General features: G+C 70.4%; 14 protein-coding genes. 9 read left to right on the forward strand and 5 right to left on the reverse strand.

The window, feature by feature from the left end; all coding sequences use genetic code 11:
• Window positions 1-344: 344 nt before the first annotated feature.
• The gene (locus tag OPU66_RS09920; RefSeq protein ID WP_498553466.1) at window positions 345-710 is read left to right on the forward strand and encodes a hypothetical protein; all 366 of its coding nucleotides are present in this window, start codon (window positions 345-347) and stop codon (window positions 708-710) included.
• A gap of 52 nt (window positions 711-762) precedes the next feature.
• On the opposite strand, the gene OPU66_RS09925 is transcribed toward OPU66_RS09920, so the two are convergent.
• Window positions 763-2361 (reverse strand): cisplatin damage response ATP-dependent DNA ligase, encoded by a 1599-nt coding sequence (locus OPU66_RS09925; protein WP_498553467.1) that lies wholly within the window; start codon window positions 2359-2361, stop codon window positions 763-765.
• 14 nt (window positions 2362-2375) lie between these two features.
• Window positions 2376-3185, reverse strand: coding sequence for a histidinol-phosphatase (hisN, locus tag OPU66_RS09930; RefSeq protein WP_498553468.1), 810 nt, complete (start codon window positions 3183-3185; stop codon window positions 2376-2378).
• Between the two features lie 138 nt (window positions 3186-3323).
• On the opposite strand from hisN, the gene OPU66_RS09935 reads away from it, so the two are divergent.
• Together OPU66_RS09935 and OPU66_RS09940 are read left to right on the forward strand one after the other, a co-directional pair.
• Window positions 3324-4436: an acyltransferase family protein gene (locus OPU66_RS09935; protein ID WP_498553469.1), complete on the forward strand. Its 1113-nt coding sequence runs from the start codon at window positions 3324-3326 to the stop codon at window positions 4434-4436.
• On the forward strand, window positions 4433-5272 hold the full coding sequence (locus tag OPU66_RS09940) for an alpha/beta fold hydrolase (RefSeq protein ID WP_498553470.1): 840 nt from the start codon (window positions 4433-4435) through the stop codon (window positions 5270-5272). The genes OPU66_RS09935 and OPU66_RS09940 overlap by 4 nt, the downstream gene beginning before the upstream one ends.
• A gap of 9 nt (window positions 5273-5281) precedes the next feature.
• Here OPU66_RS09940 and nadB read toward each other — a convergent pair whose 3' ends face one another.
• Window positions 5282-6868 carry an L-aspartate oxidase gene (gene nadB, locus OPU66_RS09945; protein ID WP_498553471.1) on the reverse strand — a complete coding sequence of 529 codons (1587 nt, stop codon included), beginning with the start codon at window positions 6866-6868 and terminating at the stop codon, window positions 5282-5284.
• A gap of 261 nt (window positions 6869-7129) precedes the next feature.
• A complete protein-coding gene (locus OPU66_RS09950) occupies window positions 7130-8002 on the reverse strand; it encodes a LysR substrate-binding domain-containing protein (protein ID WP_498553472.1) in 873 nt (290 codons plus the stop codon).
• Between the two features lie 111 nt (window positions 8003-8113).
• Here OPU66_RS09950 and OPU66_RS09955 point away from each other — a divergent pair, with 111 nt between their 5' ends.
• From OPU66_RS09955 to OPU66_RS09970, 4 genes are all read left to right on the forward strand, one after another.
• Entirely contained in the window at window positions 8114-9523 is a 1410-nt protein-coding gene (locus OPU66_RS09955) for a proton-conducting transporter transmembrane domain-containing protein (protein WP_498553473.1), read from the forward strand.
• A 13-nt stretch (window positions 9524-9536) separates the two neighbouring features.
• Window positions 9537-12140 (forward strand): DUF2309 domain-containing protein, encoded by a 2604-nt coding sequence (locus OPU66_RS09960; protein ID WP_498553474.1) that lies wholly within the window; start codon window positions 9537-9539, stop codon window positions 12138-12140.
• Between the two features lie 132 nt (window positions 12141-12272).
• On the forward strand, window positions 12273-13037 hold the full coding sequence (locus OPU66_RS09965; RefSeq protein ID WP_498553475.1) for an SDR family oxidoreductase: 765 nt from the start codon (window positions 12273-12275) through the stop codon (window positions 13035-13037).
• Between the two features lie 103 nt (window positions 13038-13140).
• On the forward strand, window positions 13141-13275 hold the full coding sequence (locus OPU66_RS09970; protein ID WP_498553476.1) for a hypothetical protein: 135 nt from the start codon (window positions 13141-13143) through the stop codon (window positions 13273-13275).
• Window positions 13276-13297: 22 nt separating this feature from the next.
• On the opposite strand, the gene OPU66_RS09975 is transcribed toward OPU66_RS09970, so the two are convergent.
• Window positions 13298-14980, reverse strand: a complete 1683-nt coding sequence (locus OPU66_RS09975; RefSeq protein WP_498553510.1) for a class I adenylate-forming enzyme family protein — start codon at window positions 14978-14980, stop codon at window positions 13298-13300.
• A gap of 145 nt (window positions 14981-15125) precedes the next feature.
• Here OPU66_RS09975 and OPU66_RS09980 point away from each other — a divergent pair, with 145 nt between their 5' ends.
• Together OPU66_RS09980 and OPU66_RS09985 are read left to right on the forward strand one after the other, a co-directional pair.
• Window positions 15126-16364, forward strand: coding sequence for a serine hydrolase domain-containing protein (locus OPU66_RS09980; protein WP_498553477.1), 1239 nt, complete (start codon window positions 15126-15128; stop codon window positions 16362-16364).
• Window positions 16361-17557 (forward strand): acyl-CoA dehydrogenase family protein, encoded by a 1197-nt coding sequence (locus tag OPU66_RS09985; protein ID WP_498553478.1) that lies wholly within the window; start codon window positions 16361-16363, stop codon window positions 17555-17557. The genes OPU66_RS09980 and OPU66_RS09985 overlap by 4 nt, the downstream gene beginning before the upstream one ends.
• Window positions 17558-17560: the final 3 nt, after the last annotated feature.

Below are 17560 nucleotides of genomic sequence, written 5' to 3' on the forward strand. Positions count from 1 at the left end.
CCCCTGCACCTTCGCCCGCGCCCGCTCCGGACCCGACACCGAGTCCGACGCCCGCCCCGGCTCCTGCGCCGGATCCGACGCCGGCCCCGACCCCCGCGCCGACGCCCAGCCCGACGCCGGCCCCTGCACCTTCGCCCGCGCCCGCTCCGGACCCGACACCGAGTCCGACGCCCGCTCCGGCTCCTGCGCCGGATCCGACGCCGGCCCCGACCCCCGCGCCGACGCCCAGCCCGGCACCGGCCCCTGCGCCTGCTCCGGACCCGACGCCGAGTCCGACGCCGGCCCCCGCTCCCGCGCCGGCTCCCGCCCCGGCGCCGTCGCCCAGCACCTCGGAAGCGCTGGCCGTGGGTCGCAAGCTCGGCAACTCGATCCAGCGGCATCTGGGGCGCATCCGAGGTCTGTCGTTCGTGAAGGAGGCCGATCTGCTCGATCTCGCGCCGACGCCGACCCCCACGCCCAGCCCGGCCCCGGCCACCTCATCTGCGCTCGATACCGGCACCAGCGTGACCACCGGCAAGGCGGCGGCGGTCGTGGTCACCCCGGGCGCGGTGCTTCCGGCGCTTGATGACATATTGACCGGATCGCCGGTTGCGCGGCTTGCCGATGCGGGGGGTGACGCCACCCATGCCGGCGGGGCCGGGCATGGCCTGGCCGAGGCGATGATGCGGATGCATCTGCCGATGCTCGATCACTTTACGGCCCTGCCCTGAGCGGTCGATCCTGAGCGGTCGATCCCCTAAGCGTCTGGCCGCCTGATCGCCGTTACGCGATCAGGCGGCCAAGTGTCTCGACCCGGTCGGCCTCGGCGGCGGGCTTGTCGTGACGGATGCGGGCGATGCGCGGAAACCGCATCGCCAGACCGGATTTGTGCCGGGTGGAGGGGTGGATCGAATCGAATGCGATTTCGAGGACCAGCGCTTTCTCCACCTCGCGCACCGGGCCGAACCGCCCGGTCGTGTGGCCGCGCACCCAGCGGTCGAGCCAGCGCAGTTCCTCGTCGGTGATGCCCGAATAGGCCTTGCCCACCGGCACCAGCTCGCCACCTTCGGTCCAGCAGCCGAACGTATAGTCCGAATAAAAGGATGACCGCCGCCCGCTGCCGCGCTGCGCATACATCAGCACGCAGTCGGCGGTCAGCGGATCGCGTTTCCATTTATACCACAGCCCGACCCGGCGGCCGCCGACATAGGCGCTGTCGCGGCGCTTGAGCATCACGCCCTCGATCGCGGCATCGCGCGCGCCGGCGCGGATCGCCTCCAGCGTCGTGAAATCCTCTGCCTCGATCAGCGCCGACAGATCAAAGCGCGTCGCCGGCAGCCGCGCCGTCAGCGCCGCCAGCCGTGCCCGCCGCGCCGTCCAGGGCAGCGGGCGCAGATCCTCATCGCCGTCGAACAGGATGTCGTAAAGCCGCACAAAGGCCGGATAGTCGCTCAGCATCCTGGCGCTCACCGTCTTGCGGTTGAGCCGCTGCTGCAGGGCATTGAAGCTGGCTGCCGCGCCGCCCTGCGCGTCGCTCCCCTGCACAGTGCCGTCCCCGCCACGGATCATCAGTTCGCCGTCAAGCGCGCCGGGCAGGGCGAAGGCGGCGGCGATGTCGGGAAAGGCGCGGGTGATGTCGTCGCCCGCCCGGCTGTAGAGCCTCGTCTCGCCCCCGGCATGGACGATCTGCACGCGGATGCCGTCCCATTTCCATTCGGCGGCATAATCGGCCATGTCGACGCGCCCGTCCTCCAGCGGATGGGCGAGCATGAACGGGCGGAACAGCGGCATGTCGCGGATGGCGGGCGCGGGGGCGGCCCCTTCGCCCCAGGCGAACAGCGCCGCATAGGGCGGCGACAGGCCGTGCCACAGCTCTTCCACCCGGTCGAGGTCGAGGCCGAACGCCTCGGCGAATGCGGTCTTGGCGAGCCGGGCGGTCACGCCGATCCTGAGTGCGCCGGTCGCCATTTTCAGCAGCGCGAACCGCTCGCCCGGCTCCAGCCGGTCGAGCAGCCCGGCGAGCAGCGCCGGGGCCTCGGCCCGACTGGCGTTGCCCAGCCGGTCGACAACGGCGCCCAGCGACAGATCGACCGGATCGGGCACGGCCGGCGGGCGTGGCCAGAGCAGGGCGACGGTTTCCGCCGTGTCGCCGACATAATCGCGGCTGAGCGCGAACAGCACCGGATCGACCCGTTCGGTGATCAGCGCGCGGATCATCGCCGGCTTGATCGCCGGCAGATCGAGATCGCCGGTCAGCGCCGCCATCGCCCAGCCCCGGTCCGGATCGGGCGTGGAGCGCAGATAGTCGCCAAGGATGCGCAGCTTGGCGGTGCGCGACCGCGTATAGACCAGCCGTTCGAGCAGATCGGCAAAGGCGCGCATCCCCGGCCCTCCGGTCAGCCCGGCCGCACCGGTTCGAGCAGCGGCACCAGCTGGTCGAGCAATGCCGGGTCGCCGACCGCCAGCACATCGCCGCGGCTGGCCCCGTCGAGCGGTTGCCCGGCCCAGTCGGTCACCCGGCCGCCCGCGCCTTCGATCACCGGCACCAGCGCGGCGAAATCATGCAGCTTCAGCCCGTCTTCGACCACCAGATCGACATGGCCGGAGGCGACCAGCCCGTAATTGTAACAGTCCCCGCCCAGCACCGTGTCGCCGCTCGCCGCGCGCACCCGGTCGAACGCGCTGCACAGCCAGGGCGCGGTGGTGGCGAACAGCGCGCGGTCGAGCGTCGGGCAGGCGCGGCTGCGCGCCGGCTGGCCGTTGAACAGCGTGGCATGGCCGCGCGCGCCGATCCAGCGTTCGCCGGTCACCGGCTGGTCGATCACGCCCAGCACCGGCCGGCCCTGTTCGATGAGCGCGATCAGCGTGCCGAAGATCGGGCGGCCGGAAATGAACGCCCGTGTGCCGTCAATCGGGTCGATCACCCAGACCCGCTCGGCCTCGGGCCGGTCGGCACCATATTCCTCGCCGATCACGCCGTCTGTGGGGCGGTGTTCGGCCAGCAGCGCGCGGATCGCCTGTTCGGCGGCGCGGTCGGCCTGGGTGACGGGCGAGGCATCGGCCTTGCTTTCGGCGGTGAAGACGGTGCGGAACAGCGGCCGGATCGCCGTGCCCGCCGCATCGGCAAGCAGATGGGCAAGGCGCAGATCGGCATCGCCGACGGCACCGGAGACGGGAAGGGCGGGGGCGGCAGGAATCGCGGTCATCGCCCAGCTGTGGCCCGCCGCCCCGCCCGCGACAAGGGGGCGCGGGCACGCGCGGGCGGGCCGCCAAGCGCAACCAATCCGGTTCCATTTCCCCGACAAGCCATTGCCCTGCCACGAATCATCCCCCAGAACCGCGCCGTGGGCACAAGGTATGCGGACGGAATCAGGTTCACGGCGCTCGACAGCCTGAGGGGGCTGAGCGCGCTGCTGGTCGTGCTGTTTCATTTTCACGGCCCCGGCCTGCTCGGCACGCTCGCCATCGTCCGCAATGGCTGGCTGTTCGTCGATCTGTTCTTCGTGCTCAGCGGTTTCGTGCTTGCCCATGGCCATGCCGCGCGGCTGGCGGGGGGCGACAGCATCGGCCGCTTTCTCGGGCTGCGGCTGGCGCGCATCTATCCGCTCCATGCCGCCGTGCTGTTCGCCTATCTTGCCGCCATGCTGGCCGCGGGCCAGCCCTTCGCATCGCCGCGCAGCGCGGGCCAGTTTGTCGAGGCGCTGGCGCTGCTGCACAGCGCGGGTGCGGCCCCCAATCACTGGAGCCTGCCATCCTGGAGCATCGCGGCGGAATGGTGGTGCTATCTGCTGTTCGCGCTGATCTGCGCGCGCGGCGGCCGGGCGACGCCCTGGCTGTTCGCGGCGATGGCGGCGGCGGGGCTGGCGGTCGTCGCGCTCTATGCGCCGCACTGGCTGAACAGCAGCAATGATTTCGGGCTGTTCCGGGGGATGGCCGGGTTCGGGCTGGGCGCGCTTTCGCGGCTGGGGTTCGACCGCTGGCGGCTGGCCGGCACCGGGGCGGAGATCGTGGCGGTGCTGCTCGCGCTTGCCTTTGTCGGCCATGCCGGGGCGGGGCGGCTGACGCTGGCCGCGCCGCTGGTGTTCGTGCCGCTGATCCTGATTTTCGCACGCGGGCAGGGGCGGGTGAGTGCGGCGCTGACGCATCCGGTGTTCGTCCGGCTCGGCCTCTGGTCCTACGGCATCTATATGGTCCATCCGCTGGTGCAGGGGCGGGTCTATGATCTGCTCGACCTGTTGGGGGACGGGCGCTGGACCGCCAGCGACGCGGGCGGTGCACACATGCTGGTCATGCCCGGCTGGGCGGCGGACATGGTGACGCTGGCAATGCTTGCCGCCGTGATCGCCGCTGCCGCAATCGCCTATCATCTGGTCGAACAGCCGGCGCGGCGCTGGGCCGGGCGCTGGCTGGCCGGTCAGCCGGGGTTCAGCGCGGCTGCCGCACCCGGCCGGGGATGAACCGCCGCCAGCTGCTTCACGCCGGATTTGCCGCTTTGGCGGCGCTCGCCGCGGCACCTGCCGGCGGGGCTGCGCCCGCGCGGCGGCTGACGGTCCGCATCACCGGCACCGGACCCGATCTGATCCTCATCCCCGGCCTGACCAATGGCCCGTCGGTCTGGTCGGGGCTGGTGCGCGCCCTGACGGGGCACCGCATCCATCTGGTCCATGTCGCGGGCTTTGCCGGGCTGGCTGCGGGGGGCAATGCGCGCGGGCCGATGCTCGACGGGCTGGTCGCCGAACTCGCCGGCTATGTGGCCGCGGCAGGGCTGCGCGCCCCGGCGGTGATCGGCCATTCGATGGGCGGGCTGATCGCGCTGATGCTGGCCGCGCGGCATCCGGCGCGGGTCGGGCGGGTGATGGCGGTCGATATCCTGCCCGCGCCGGCACGCACGCTCGGCCTCGATCCGGGGCTGGGGCCGGTTGCGCGCGGGCTGGTGCAGCTGATGCAGGCCAGCCCCGACGGGCGGCAGGCGCTGGCCGGGCTGGTCACCGATCTCGGCGGCGGGCGGGCTGGGCTGAACGGCAGCGATCCCGATGTCGTCGCGCGCGCGGCAGGCGAGCTGGCGGCGCTTGATCTCACACCGCTGCTGCCGCGCATCGCCGCGCCGCTGACCGTGGTTCATGCTGTGCCCGCCGATCCGGTGGCGGCCGCGTCGGTTCGCGCCAGCTACCGCGCCGGCTATCGGGCGGCCCCGCGCGCGCGCCTCATTCCCCTCGGGCCAAGCGGGCATATGGTGATGCACGACCAGCCGGCGCGGTTTGCTGCCGAGGTGCGGGCGTTTCTGGCCCGCTGAAGCCGCGCCTCAGGGGGCCAGGATCGTGTCGGCGGCCACCGGCAGCGTTTCGGGATAGTCGAGCGTGTAATGCAGCCCCCGGCTTTCCTTGCGGGCCAGCGCCGACCGCACGATCAGGTCGCTGACCTCGACCAGGTTGCGCAGCTCGACCAGATCCGGCGTCACGCGGAAATTGCCGTAATAATCGGCGACCTCGCGGCGCAGCAGCGCGATCCGGTGCTGGGCGCGTTCCAGCCGCTTGGTCGTGCGCACGATGCCGACAAAATCCCACATGAAGCGGCGGATCTCGCGCCAGTTGTGCTGGACGACGACCTCTTCGTCCGAATCCGACACCCGGCTTTCGTCCCAAAGGCGGATCGGCGGCGGCGGGGGCAGATCGGACCAGTTGGCAGCGATATGGCCGGCGGCCGCCGCGCCGAACACGAAACATTCAAGCAGCGAGTTCGACGCCAGCCGGTTGGCCCCGTGCAGGCCCGACTGGGTGACTTCACCGGCCGCATAAAGGCCGGGCAGATCGGTGCGCCCGTCCCGGTCCACCATCACCCCGCCACAGGTATAATGCTGTGCCGGCACCACCGGGATCGGCGCGCGGGTGATGTCGATGCCCAGCCCCAGCAGCTTGGCATGGATGGTCGGGAAATGGCTGGTCACGAACTCCGGCGGCTGGTGGCTGATGTCCAGATGCACATAATCAAGCCCCAGCCGCTTGATCTCATGGTCGATCGCGCGGGCGACGATGTCGCGCGGTGCCAGTTCGGCGCGCGGATCGAAATCGGGCATGAACCGGTGGCCGTCGGTCGGCAGCTTCAGAATGCCGCCCTCGCCGCGCACCGCCTCGGTGATCAGGAAGTTCTTGACCTCCAGATTGTAAAGGCAGGTCGGGTGGAACTGCATGAACTCCATGTTGGAGATGCGGCAGCCCGCGCGCCACGCCATCGCGATGCCGTCGCCGGTCGCGCCGCGCGGCGCGGTCGAATAGAGATAGGTGCGCCCCGCCCCGCCGGTCGCAAGGATCGTCGCCCGGCCGGTGAACAGCTCCACCCGCCCGGTCTGGCGGTTGATCGCATAGACGCCCCAGACATGGCCGTCGCCCGAATAACGCTGGCCATGGCGGCTGGTGACGAGATCGATGCACACCCGGTCGGGCACCAGCGTGATGTTGGGATGGGCATGGGCGGCGCGCTCCAGCGCCTGCTGCACCGCCCAGCCGGTCGCATCGTCGACATGGACGATGCGGCGATGGCTGTGCCCGCCCTCGCGGGTCAGGTGCCAGCCCATGCCGTCTTCGTTGAACGGCACGCCGAGCGCGGCCAGCTGCGCGATCGCGGCGGGAGCGTTTTCGACCACGAACTCCACGGTCGCGCGGTCGTTAAGGCCCGCGCCCGCGATCATCGTGTCTTCGATATGTTTTTCGAACGTGTCGCCTTCGTCGAGCACGGCGGCGATCCCGCCCTGCGCCCAGGCGGTCGAGCCTTCCGACAGCCCGGCCTTGGCCAGCACCACCACCCGGAACCGGTCGGCAAGGTTGAGCGCGGCGGTCAACCCGGCAGCGCCCGAACCCAGGATCACGACGTCGAAATCATGCGTTTCGCCCAAGGCCTCCGCCCTCCCTTGCCCACGCGCATAGAGAGGTTTCGGGGCGAGGGGAATCTCCCGGAAAGACCGGAGCGCGCCTCACGGGGCGTCTTTGTCTGGTCGCGGCACCGGCCCGCACCCCCACCCGGCCTCCCACAGTGTATCCTGCCGTTGGGAGGCCGGGTGGGGGTGCGGGCCGGTGCCGCCCCCGCGCCGTGAGGCGCGCAACAGGCAAACCCCGGTGCCGTTCTTCCCGAACAAAAAACCGCGTCCGCGACTCCGTCAGCCTTCGCCGGACTGGCGCTCCAGCGCGTGGATCACATGTTCGGCGAACAGCCGCGAGGTCGGGGACGGCACCGCCGCCTCGATCAGCGCGATTTCGGTTTCATCGAGCGGCGGCAGGCCCGAATCGCGGCCGAGCGCATGGAGCGGGGTCGGCACCATTTCGCGCGGCAGCACGGTGACGCCCAGCCCGGCCTTGACCGCCGCCTGCGCGCCGGTGAGGCTGGTCGAGGTATAGGCGATGCGCCAGCGGCGCCCGGCTTCCTCCAGCGCCTCGATCGCGCGCTTGCGATAGACGCAGGGCTGGGGCGACACGATCAGCGGCACCGCCTGATCATCGGCCAGGGAGGTGCGTTCGCGGCCCACCCAAACCAGCGGCTCGCGCCACACGCGCACCCCACGCAGCGGTGTCGCCGGCTCGCGCTTGACCAGCACCAGATCGAAATCGCCGGCCCGGAAGCGCTCAAGCAGGTTGAGCGTGAGGTCGCAGGTCACTTCCAGCTCGACCAGCGGATGCGCCTCGGTGAACGCGGCCAGCACCACCGGCAGGTGCACGGTCGCGAAATCCTCCGGCACGCCCAGCCGCACCAGCCCCGCCACATCGGGTTCGAGCAGATCGGCCAGTGCCTCGTCGTTGAGGCGCAGCAACTGGCGCGCATGGCTGAGCAGCTTTTCGCCGTCGACGGTCATCCTGAGCGTGCGCGACGAGCGCTCGAGAACCGCCCGGCCGAGCATTTCCTCCAGCCGTTTTACCTGCAGGCTGATCGCCGACTGGGTGCGGCCGAGCTGGTCGCCGGCGCGGGTGAAGCCGCCAGTGTCGGCGATGGTGACGAAGGTCCGGAGCAGGTCCAGATCGAGATTGCGAATGCTCATGGAACCCGTTTATCCGATAAACATTCTCCATGTCAATGCATCGGATGATATCTATTCGTTTCCAAAATGACGTCCATCAGCGCTAAGGCCGGCGCGAGATTGGAGATAGAAATGAATTGGCTGCTTCCCATTTCGCTTCTGCCGCTACTGGCCGGGCTGGGCGCATTGCTGCGCCCTGCGGCCGGGCGTGCATCGCTTGCGGTGATGGGCTGGTCGCTCTGGGCCGGTCTGGCGGCGGCGAGCGGACTCGCGCTGGCGGCGTGCATCGGCATGGTCGCGCTCGACTGGCTGTCGCTGGCGATCACCGTGCTCACCCTGTTCGTCGGTGCGATCGTGATCGGCTTTTCGCGCCGGCACATGAAGGCCGATCCGCGCCTCCATCTTTACGTGTTCCGCATCGGGCTGCTGATCGCTTCGGTGCTGGTGTTCGTGTCGGCCCGCGATCTTGTCAGCCTTGGGCTGGCGTGGCTGGCGAGCGGCTGGCTGCTCGCCGCGCTGATCGGCCATGTCCCCGGCTGGGTTGAGGCTGGGGCGGCGCGCCGCCGGGCGCTGATCGCCTTTGCCTGGGGCGATACCGCGCTGGTCGTTGCGCTCGTGATTCTCGGCATCTTCGCGGGCAGCCTGTCGCTCGACACTGCGCTGGCAGCGGTTCCTGCGCTGCCGGCGGGCGTGCAGACGGCGCTCGCCGCGCTGCTGCTGGTCGCGGCGATGGCGCGGTCCTCGGTGCCGCCGTTCCACAAATGGCTGATGGGTTCGATGACCGCGCCGACGCCGGTGTCGGCGCTGATGCATGCCGGGCTGGTCAATGCCGGCGGGTTTCTGCTGATCCGGTTCGCCCCGCTCCTCGATGCCGCGCCGGTCGTGCAGGCGGCGGCGGTGGCGATCGGGGCGCTGGGCGCGCTGTTCGGCACCGGGGTGATGATCGTGCGCCCCGACGTCAAGCGGGCGCTGGGCGGCTCGACGGTCGCGCAGATGAGCTTCATGATCATGACCTGCGGGCTGGGCGCCTATGCCGCCGCGCTCTGGCACCTGATCGCGCACGGCCTGTTCAAGGCCTGGCTGTTCCTGGGCGCGGGGTCGACCATCGGCCGTGCCCGCCCGACGCAGCTGGCACCGCTGGGCGTCGCCGACACCGCGGTCGTCACCCTTGCCGCCGCCGCGCTGGCAGCGGTGGTCATCGGCCGCGGGCTGGTTCCGGCGCTGCCGCTGCCGCTGCTGTTCGCGCTGCTGACCGCGCTCGCGAGCTTTGCCGGGCTGCTGCGTGCCCCCGGCCGGGCCGGTGCGCAGGCGATGCTCGCTTTGGTGTCGGCCGGGCTGGTCGCCGCCTATCTGGGCGGCGTCCATCTGGTCGAGGCGCTGCCGGGGCTGCCGGCCGGGCGCGCGCTGCCGTCGCTGTGGGTGCAGCTGGCCGTCATGCTGCCCTTCATTGCCGCCTGGGCGTGGCAGGCCGCGCGCCTGCCGCTGCCCGCCACCTTGTACATCCGCATGCTCAACACCGGCGGACCGGCGTTGATCCGCTGAGGGACGACAGACAATGGCCACGAACATCATTCTCGATCGCGTCGACACCGCCCATGCCGGCATTGCCCGGCTGGTCGCAGAGGCCGCCGCCGCCGTGCCGCCGGTCTGGCCGCTCGAAAGCGCGATCGCCGTCAATCCGCTTGCCGGTTTTGAAGATCTGCCCTTTGCCCGCGCGGTCGAACAGGGGGCGGCGCTGTTCGGCGCGCGGCCGACGCTGGCCGCCGATCAGTGGCGGGCGCTGCTCGCGCGCGGCATGGTCGATGATGGCGCGCTGCGCGACGCGGCGATTGCCGCGCTCGGCGGTCTCGACCGGGCGTTTGAGCTGGTCGGCGTCGATGTCAGCCGGTTCGATCTGCTGATGGCGCGGCTGCGCGGGGTCGGGGCGCGGGTGCCGGATGCCGCGCTCAGCGCCGCCGTCGCCGCCCGTTTCGACGCCTTTGCCCGCCCGGCGGAGCGGACGCACATCATCGCCCCGACCGAACGGATCGGGATCGAGATGCTGGGCTATGCCCGGGCCTTCATCGCCAAATGGTGCGGCGCGTTCTTCGACCAGTCGGTCGCCGCGCTGCCGATGCCGCACCGGGAAATGGGCCTGTATCCGGCGGTGCTGCGGCTGGTGGCCAAGGATCCGGATTTCATCCGCTTCGGCGGGTCGGAATCGCAGGCGATCATCGATTCGGCGCTTGCCGATCCGCTCGCCGCGATCGACCAGAGCCTGATCGCACTCGGCCTTGAAGGCGATAACCGGCTGGCGCTGCTGCGCACGCTGATTGCGCGGCTGCCGGGCTGGGCCGGGCATATCCGCTGGCGCACCGAACAGGCCGATCCCGATGTGGCGCGCGGCGCGCCCGCCGGCATGGCCGATTACCTGGCGCTGTGGCTGCTGGTCGAGCGCGCCTGCGCGCTGCGCGAATGGCCGGAGGAAAGCCGCGCCCCGGCCGCCGATCCGATCCCGGGCATCATCGCCGCCCTCGCCGCGCATTTCGGCCTCACGCCCGAACAGGTGACCGGCCTGCCGCTGCCCGGCGCGCGCCAGATTTACGACATCGCCGCGATGGACGAGGCGGCGCTCGGGCTGATCTGGCTGGAAGCGGCCGAGCAGGGCTATCGCGCCCGGCTGGTCCCGGCGATCGAGCGTGCCGCGGCCGCGCTGCCGAGCGTCGCCACGCGCCCGGCCGCGCAGCTGGTGTTCTGCATCGATGTGCGCTCGGAACCGTTCCGCCGCGCGGTGGAGGCCGAGGGCGATTATGAAACCTATGGCTATGCCGGGTTTTTCGGCCTGCCGATTGCCGCCCGCCCGCCCTGCGGCCATCGCCGCAAGCTGCTGCCGGTGCTCCTCCAGCCCGCTTATGACCTGAACCTTGCGCCCTCCGGAACCGCCGGCACGGCGGCGCTGGGGGCCGAGCGGCGTGCAGGTGCGACCCGTGAGCTGATCGCCAGCCTGAAATCGGGGGCGGCGACCAGCTTTTCGACCGCCGAGGCGATGGGGCCGTTTGCCGCGCTGATCGCGGTTGCCCGCACGCTGGCCCCGGGTCTCGCCCGGCGGCTTGGCCGCCAGGATGGCGGCGCGCTCGCCCCGGTGCTCGCCACCGATCCCAAGGGCACCGGCCTGCCGCTCGACGCGCGGATCGGCGCGGCACGGGGCTTTTTCGCCTATACCGGCATGCCTAGGCGGACCGCGCGGCTGGTGCTGCTCGCCGGCCATGGCGGTGAGGCGGTCAACAACCCCTATAAGGCCGCGCTCGACTGCGGTGCCTGTGGCGGCCATGCCGGCGGCATCAACGCGCGGGCGATGGCGGCGGTGCTCAACGATCCCGATGTGCGCGCCGCGCTGGCCGCCGATGGCGAGGCGATCCCCGAGGACACGCTGTTTCTGGCCGGCGAACATAATACGACGACCGACGAGGTCGCGCTGTTCGACCTCGACGCGCTGCCCGCAAGCCACCGCGACGAGGCGATGGCCTTTGCCGCCGCGCTCAAGCGGGCGGGGACGGCCAACCGCGCCGTCCGCGCCCCCGCGCTCGGCACGCATGGCGACGGCCTGTTCGCCGCCGCCGCCCATTGGGGCGAGGTGCGCCCCGAATGGGGGCTGGCGCGCAACGCCGCCTTCATCATCGGCCCGCGCGCGCTGACGCGCGAGATCGATCTGGGCGGCCGCGCCTTTCTGCACAGCTATGACTGGCGCAGCGATGACGATGATTCCGCGCTGACGCTGATCATGACCGCGCCGATGGTCGTCGCCCAGTGGATCAACTGCCAGTATCTGTTCTCCACGCTCGACAATGAACGCTGGGGGGCGGGCGACAAGACCGTCCACAATGTCATGGGCGGCATCGGGGTCGTGCAGGGCAATGGCGGCGATCTGCGCGTCGGCCTGCCGCGCCAGTCGCTGTTCGGCGATGACGGCGTGCCCTATCATGTGCCGCAGCGGCTGCTGACCGTCGTCCATGCCCCGGTCGACCGGGTGGAGCGGATCATCGCCGCCCATCCGATCCTGCAAAAGCTGTTCGGCAAGGGCTGGGTCAATCTGGTCGTCGTCGATCCGCACACCGGCAAGGCGGTGCGCCGCCGGCCCGATGGCGAACTGGCCGAGGCCGGCGCTGCCATCCCCGCCTGACCGCCGGGCAGGCTGATCGGGGGCGGTCTGGTCGGGGGGGCAGCCGTCGGGGCTTGCCTGCCGCCCCCCGGCCCCGCTAGCCCGGCCCCCAGCCCGGACCGCCGCCAATGGCGGCCGGCAGGGAGGTGCGGGATGCAGCGGGCGATCTTCATCACGGGCGGCGGCTCGGGCATTGGCCGGGCGACGGCGGCGCTGTTCGCCGCGCGCGGCTGGCGCGTCGGGCTGGGCGACATCAATGCCGCGGGCATGGCCGAAACGATCGCGCTGACCGGCGGCGCGGCGATGAGCGCCCATGTCCTCGATGTGCGCGACCGCGACCAGTGGCGCGCGGCGCTGGCCGCGTTCGTCGTGCTGAGCGGCGGGCGGCTCGACCTGCTGTTCAACAATGCCGGGGTCGGCCATGGCGGGCCGTTCGAACAGATGAGCGCGGCCGACCGCGATCTGGTCGTCGACGTCAATCTGCGCGGCGTCATCTATGGCGCGGAGGCCGGGTTACCGCATCTGGCGGCGACGCCGGGCGCGTGCCTTATCAACACCTGTTCGGCGGCCGGGCTGTTCGCGGCACCGCGCATGTCGATCTATGCGGCGACCAAATTCGCCGTGCGCGGCTTTACCGATGCGCTCGATGCCGAATGGGGCGCGGCGCACGGCATCCGGGTGCGCACGGTGATGCCAAGCTTCATCGACACGCCGCTGCTCGACGCTGTTGCCCCCGGATCGAACCGCAGCGGCCGCGAAACCGTGCAGGCGATGGGGCTGGAGTTCACCCCGGTCGAGCGGGTGGCCGAGGCGGTGTGGGCGGCGGCGACGGGCAAGCGCCGGCATGTCGTTGTTGGCCGGACGGCAAAGCGCCTTGCCTTCCTCACCCGTTTCGCGCCGTTCCTGCTGCCGCGCTGACGTCGGGCCGCGCATCGGTCATCACCGCGTCATCACCCGCGGGCAGGGGGATGCCGGGGTTCGACGACGGGGGATGGCGATGTTCGGGCGTGGACAAGGGGCCGTGCGGCATCAGCGCGGCGAAGCGGGCGGCGCGATCGGCGACAGCGACTGCTACCGCCTGTCGGTCGGCCGCTGGCTGATCTGGGGCAGCCGCGCGCTCGACCGGCCGGGCAAGGGCAGCTTCAGGCCGGGTTGATCCACTCCCGCACCCCGGCGGCTCAGGCGAACAGCGCCTTCAGCTCCCGCTTCAGGATCTTGCCATTGGCGTTGCGCGGCAGCGTCTCGGCGGAGAACATGATCCTGACCGGCACCTTGAACGGGGCCAGCCGGGCGCGCACCCAGTCCTGCAGCTCGGCCTCGTCGGCGCTGGTGCCGGGGGCGAGGTGCACGACCGCGGCCGGTTCCTCGCCCAGCGTGCGGTGCGGGATGCCGATCAGCGCCGCGTCGGTCACTGCGGGATGTTCGTAAAGCGCGTTTTCGACCTCGATCGAATAGATGTTCTCGCCGCCCCGGATGATGATGTCCTTGGCGCGGTCGACGATGAACAGAAACCCTTCCTCGTCCAGCCGTGCCAGGTCGCCGGTGCGCACCCAGCCGTCGACGAACGTTTCCGCCGACGCCTCGGGCTTGCGCCAATAGGCTTTGACGATCTGCGGCCCCTTTGCCCACAATTCGCCGATTTCGCCCGGCGGCAGCACGGTCACGCCGTCCGCGCCCCGGATCTGCAACTCGGCGACCGGCACCGGTGGCCCGGCGCTGTCGGGGCGGTGCAGATAATCCTCGGCGACATGGCTGGTCACGGTCGCCATCGTCTCGGTCATCCCCCAGCCATTGCCGGGCAGCGCGCCGAATTCCTCGAAGATGCGCCGCACCAGCTCGGGCGCGGAAGGCGCGCCGCCATAGGAGATTGCCTCCAGGCTCGACAGGTCGAACCGCCCGCGTTCCGGATGCTCGATCAGCTGCCAGGCGATGGTCGGCACGCCGCCGGTGATGTTCACCCGCTCGCGCTCGATGATCCGCATCGCCTCGAGCGCATCCCAGCGGCGCATGAAGATGGTGGTGTTGCCCGCCGCCATCGCCCCCATCATCGACGCCGAACAGGCGGTGACGTGGAACAGCGGGATGACCAGCAGCCCGACCTTGGGGGCGGGTTCGGGCGGTGCCTCGCCCCGGCGCAGGAAACTGCGCGCGCCGGCATAGGCGCTGGAGAAAATGTTGGTGACGAGATTGCGGTGGGTGCCAAGCGCGCCCTTGGGCTGGCCGGTGGTGCCGCTGGTGTAGAAGATCGTCGCATCATCATCGGCGGCAACCGGCGTGTCGGGTAGCGGCGTTTCGGGCAGCGCGCCCCAGTCACCGGGCGCGCCGATCACATCCTCCAGCCGCTCGGCCCCGGCCGGCGCGGCATCGGCGCGCGCGACGAGCACTGCTGCCAGCTCGGGCAGCTCGGCGCGGTGCGGGGCGATGCGCTGCCAGCGTTCGCTATCGGCGATCAGCATTCGGGACCCGGAATCGGCAAGACCATAGCTCAGCTCCGCGCCCGTCCACCAGGCGTTGAGCGGCACCGCGATCGCACCCAGGCTGACGACCGCGAAAAACGCCACCACCCATTCGGGCAGGTTGCGCATGCAGATCGCCACCCGGTCGCCCTTGCCCACGCCGCGCGCGGCGAGCGCCGCCGCCAGCGCCGCGATCGCCCGGTGCTGCGCCTCGAAGCTGATGCGTTCATCCTCATGGATCGTCGCCAGCCGCGCGCCATGGCCGCGCGCGAACTGGACGAGCAGGCGCAGATTCTCGGGCGCATGCTTCCACACCCGCGTGGGGACGCCGCGAATCACCTGTTCCTCGATCTCGAACCGCTGGCCGGGGGCGCACAGCAGCGCCTGCACCTGATCCAGCGACATCACCGGCCATGCCGTAGCGTTCGCCTCGTTCACCCACTCTCTCCTTTGTCGTCGGGGCTTCGAAACCCTCGCTTTTCCGCGGGATATTGTTGATTTGGACCCGGCTCAAGGCGATAAGCCCGGCAAAAAAATCGGAGGGTATGCAATGCAGGTCGCGGATGCGCGCGCCCACGGATTCGATCCCGACCGGCTGAAGCGGATCGATGCGTTCCTTGCCGAACGCTATCTGGCGACCGGCCGGTTCAAGGGGACGCAGCTGCTGATCAGCCGCGACGGCGTGCCCGTCCATTTCGCCTCCGCCGGCACGATGCGCGACGATGGCCGGCCGATGCAGCCCGACACGCTCTTCCGCATCGCCTCGATGACCAAGCCGGTGACCTCGGTCGCGTTCATGACGCTGGTCGAGGAAGGCCGGGTGATGCTCGACGATCCGGTGCACAAGGTGATCCCCGAATGGCGCGATCTCGGCGTCTATCAGGGCGGCGGCGCAGGCGTGCCGTTCGTCACCCGGCCGCCCGCGACGCCGATGCGGATGATCGACCTGCTGCGCCACACCGCCGGGCTGACCTACAGCTTCCAGAACCGCAGCAATATCGACGCCGCCTATCGCCAGACCCGGATCGAGGGCTGGTGGGGGCCGCATGACCTGGACGGGGTGGTGGCGACGCTCGCGGGCATCCCGCTCGAATTCTCGCCCGGCGAGGCATGGTGCTATTCGGTTGCGACCGACATTCTGGGGCTGGTGATCGAACGGCTGTCGGGCCAGCGGCTCGATGCGTTTTTCGCCGAGCGGATTTTCGGCCCGCTCGGCATGGACGACACGTTTTTCCAGGTGCCGGCCGACCGCATCGACCGGCTGGCCGATTCCTACACTTTGCACCCCGAAACCGGCGTCACCCTGCACGACCGGGCCGAGGCCAGCGCCTGGGCGCGCGCGCCGCGCCAGTTTTCGGGCGGCGGCGGGCTGGTGTCGACCGCGGCCGATTATCACCGTTTCTGCCGGATGCTGCTGGATGGCGGCGCGCTTGACGGGGTGCGCATCCTGTCGCCCAAGACCGTCGCCCTGATGACGATGAACCATCTGCCGGGCGGCGGCGATCTGGCCGGCATGTCGCGGGCGCTGTTTTCGGAAGCGACCAATGCCGGTGTCGGCTTCGGCCTTGGCTTTGCCGTCACGATCAACACCGCGCCGACGCTGGTGCCCGGTTCGGTGGGCGAGTTCTACTGGGGCGGCATGTTCTCGACCGCATTCCATGTCGATCCCGTCGAACGGCTGATCTACATCTTCATGACCCAGCTCAGCCCGTCGAGCAGCTGGCCGGTGCGCCGCGAGCTCAAATCCCTCATCTATTCCGCCCTCACCCGATCCGGAGCATCCGCATGACCGATCTCGACACGTTCCGCGCCGAAACGCGCGCCTGGCTGGAGGACAACTGCCCGCCGGCGATGCGCCAGCCGATCGCATCCGAAGACGATGTCGTCTGGGGCGGGCGCAAGGCGAAGCTGACGCCCGACCAGCGGCTGTGGCTCGACCGCATGGCGGCGCGCGGCTGGACGGTGCCGGACTGGCCGGTCGCTTATGGGGGTGGCGGGCTCAGCCCCGAACAGACCAAGATCCTGCGCGAGGAAATGGCGCGGCTCAAATGCCGCAGCCCGCTGCAAAGCTTCGGCATTTCGATGCTCGGCCCGGCGCTGCTCAAATATGGCAATGAGGCGCAGAAGCTGCGCTTCCTGCCCGAAATCGCGCGCGGCGAGATCCGCTGGTGTCAGGGCTATTCCGAACCCAATGCCGGCTCCGACCTGGCCGGGCTCCAGACCTGGGCCGAGGATATGGGCGATCATTTCGTCGTCAACGGCCAGAAGGTGTGGACCTCCTATGCCGACAAGGCGGACTGGATCTTCTGCCTGGTGCGCACCAGCCGCGAGGCCAAGCAGGGCGGCATCAGCTTCCTGCTGTTCGACATGGACAGCGCGGGCGTGTCGACCAAGCCGATCCTGCTGATCTCCGGCTATTCGCCGTTCTGCGAGACGTTTTTCGACAATGTGAAGGTGCCCAAGGACCAGCTCGTCCATCAGGTGAACAAGGGCTGGGACGTCGCCAAATATCTGCTCGGCCATGAGCGCGAGATGATCTCGGGCATGGGGCTGGGCGGCGGCGGGCTTGGCTCGGGCGGGCCGGCGGCGCTGGCCGAAGAGGCGAAGCGCGCCGCGGGCGTCGAGGCGGACGGGCGGCTCGCCGATCCGCTGCTGCGCGCGCAGATCGCGCTGTTCGAGGTGCGCGAGCGGGCGTTCCGCGCGATGTCGGAACGCTTCATCGACGAGCTGAAGCATGGCCGCGCCCATCCGGCCCAGCCCTCGATGATGAAATATTACGGGACCGAGCTGAACAAGGCCCGGTATGAACTGGTGATGGCGGCGGGCGGGGCCGACGCGCTCGAATGGGAGAGCGAGGCCAGCCATGGCGGGGCCAAGGCGCGTGCCTGGCTGCGCACCAAGGCCAACTCGATCGAAGGCGGGACGAGCGAGATCCAGCTTAACATCGTCGCCAAACACATTCTCAATCTGCCCGGAGCCTGACCG

Source organism: Sphingomonas sp. URJC2 (assembly GCF_059803575.1).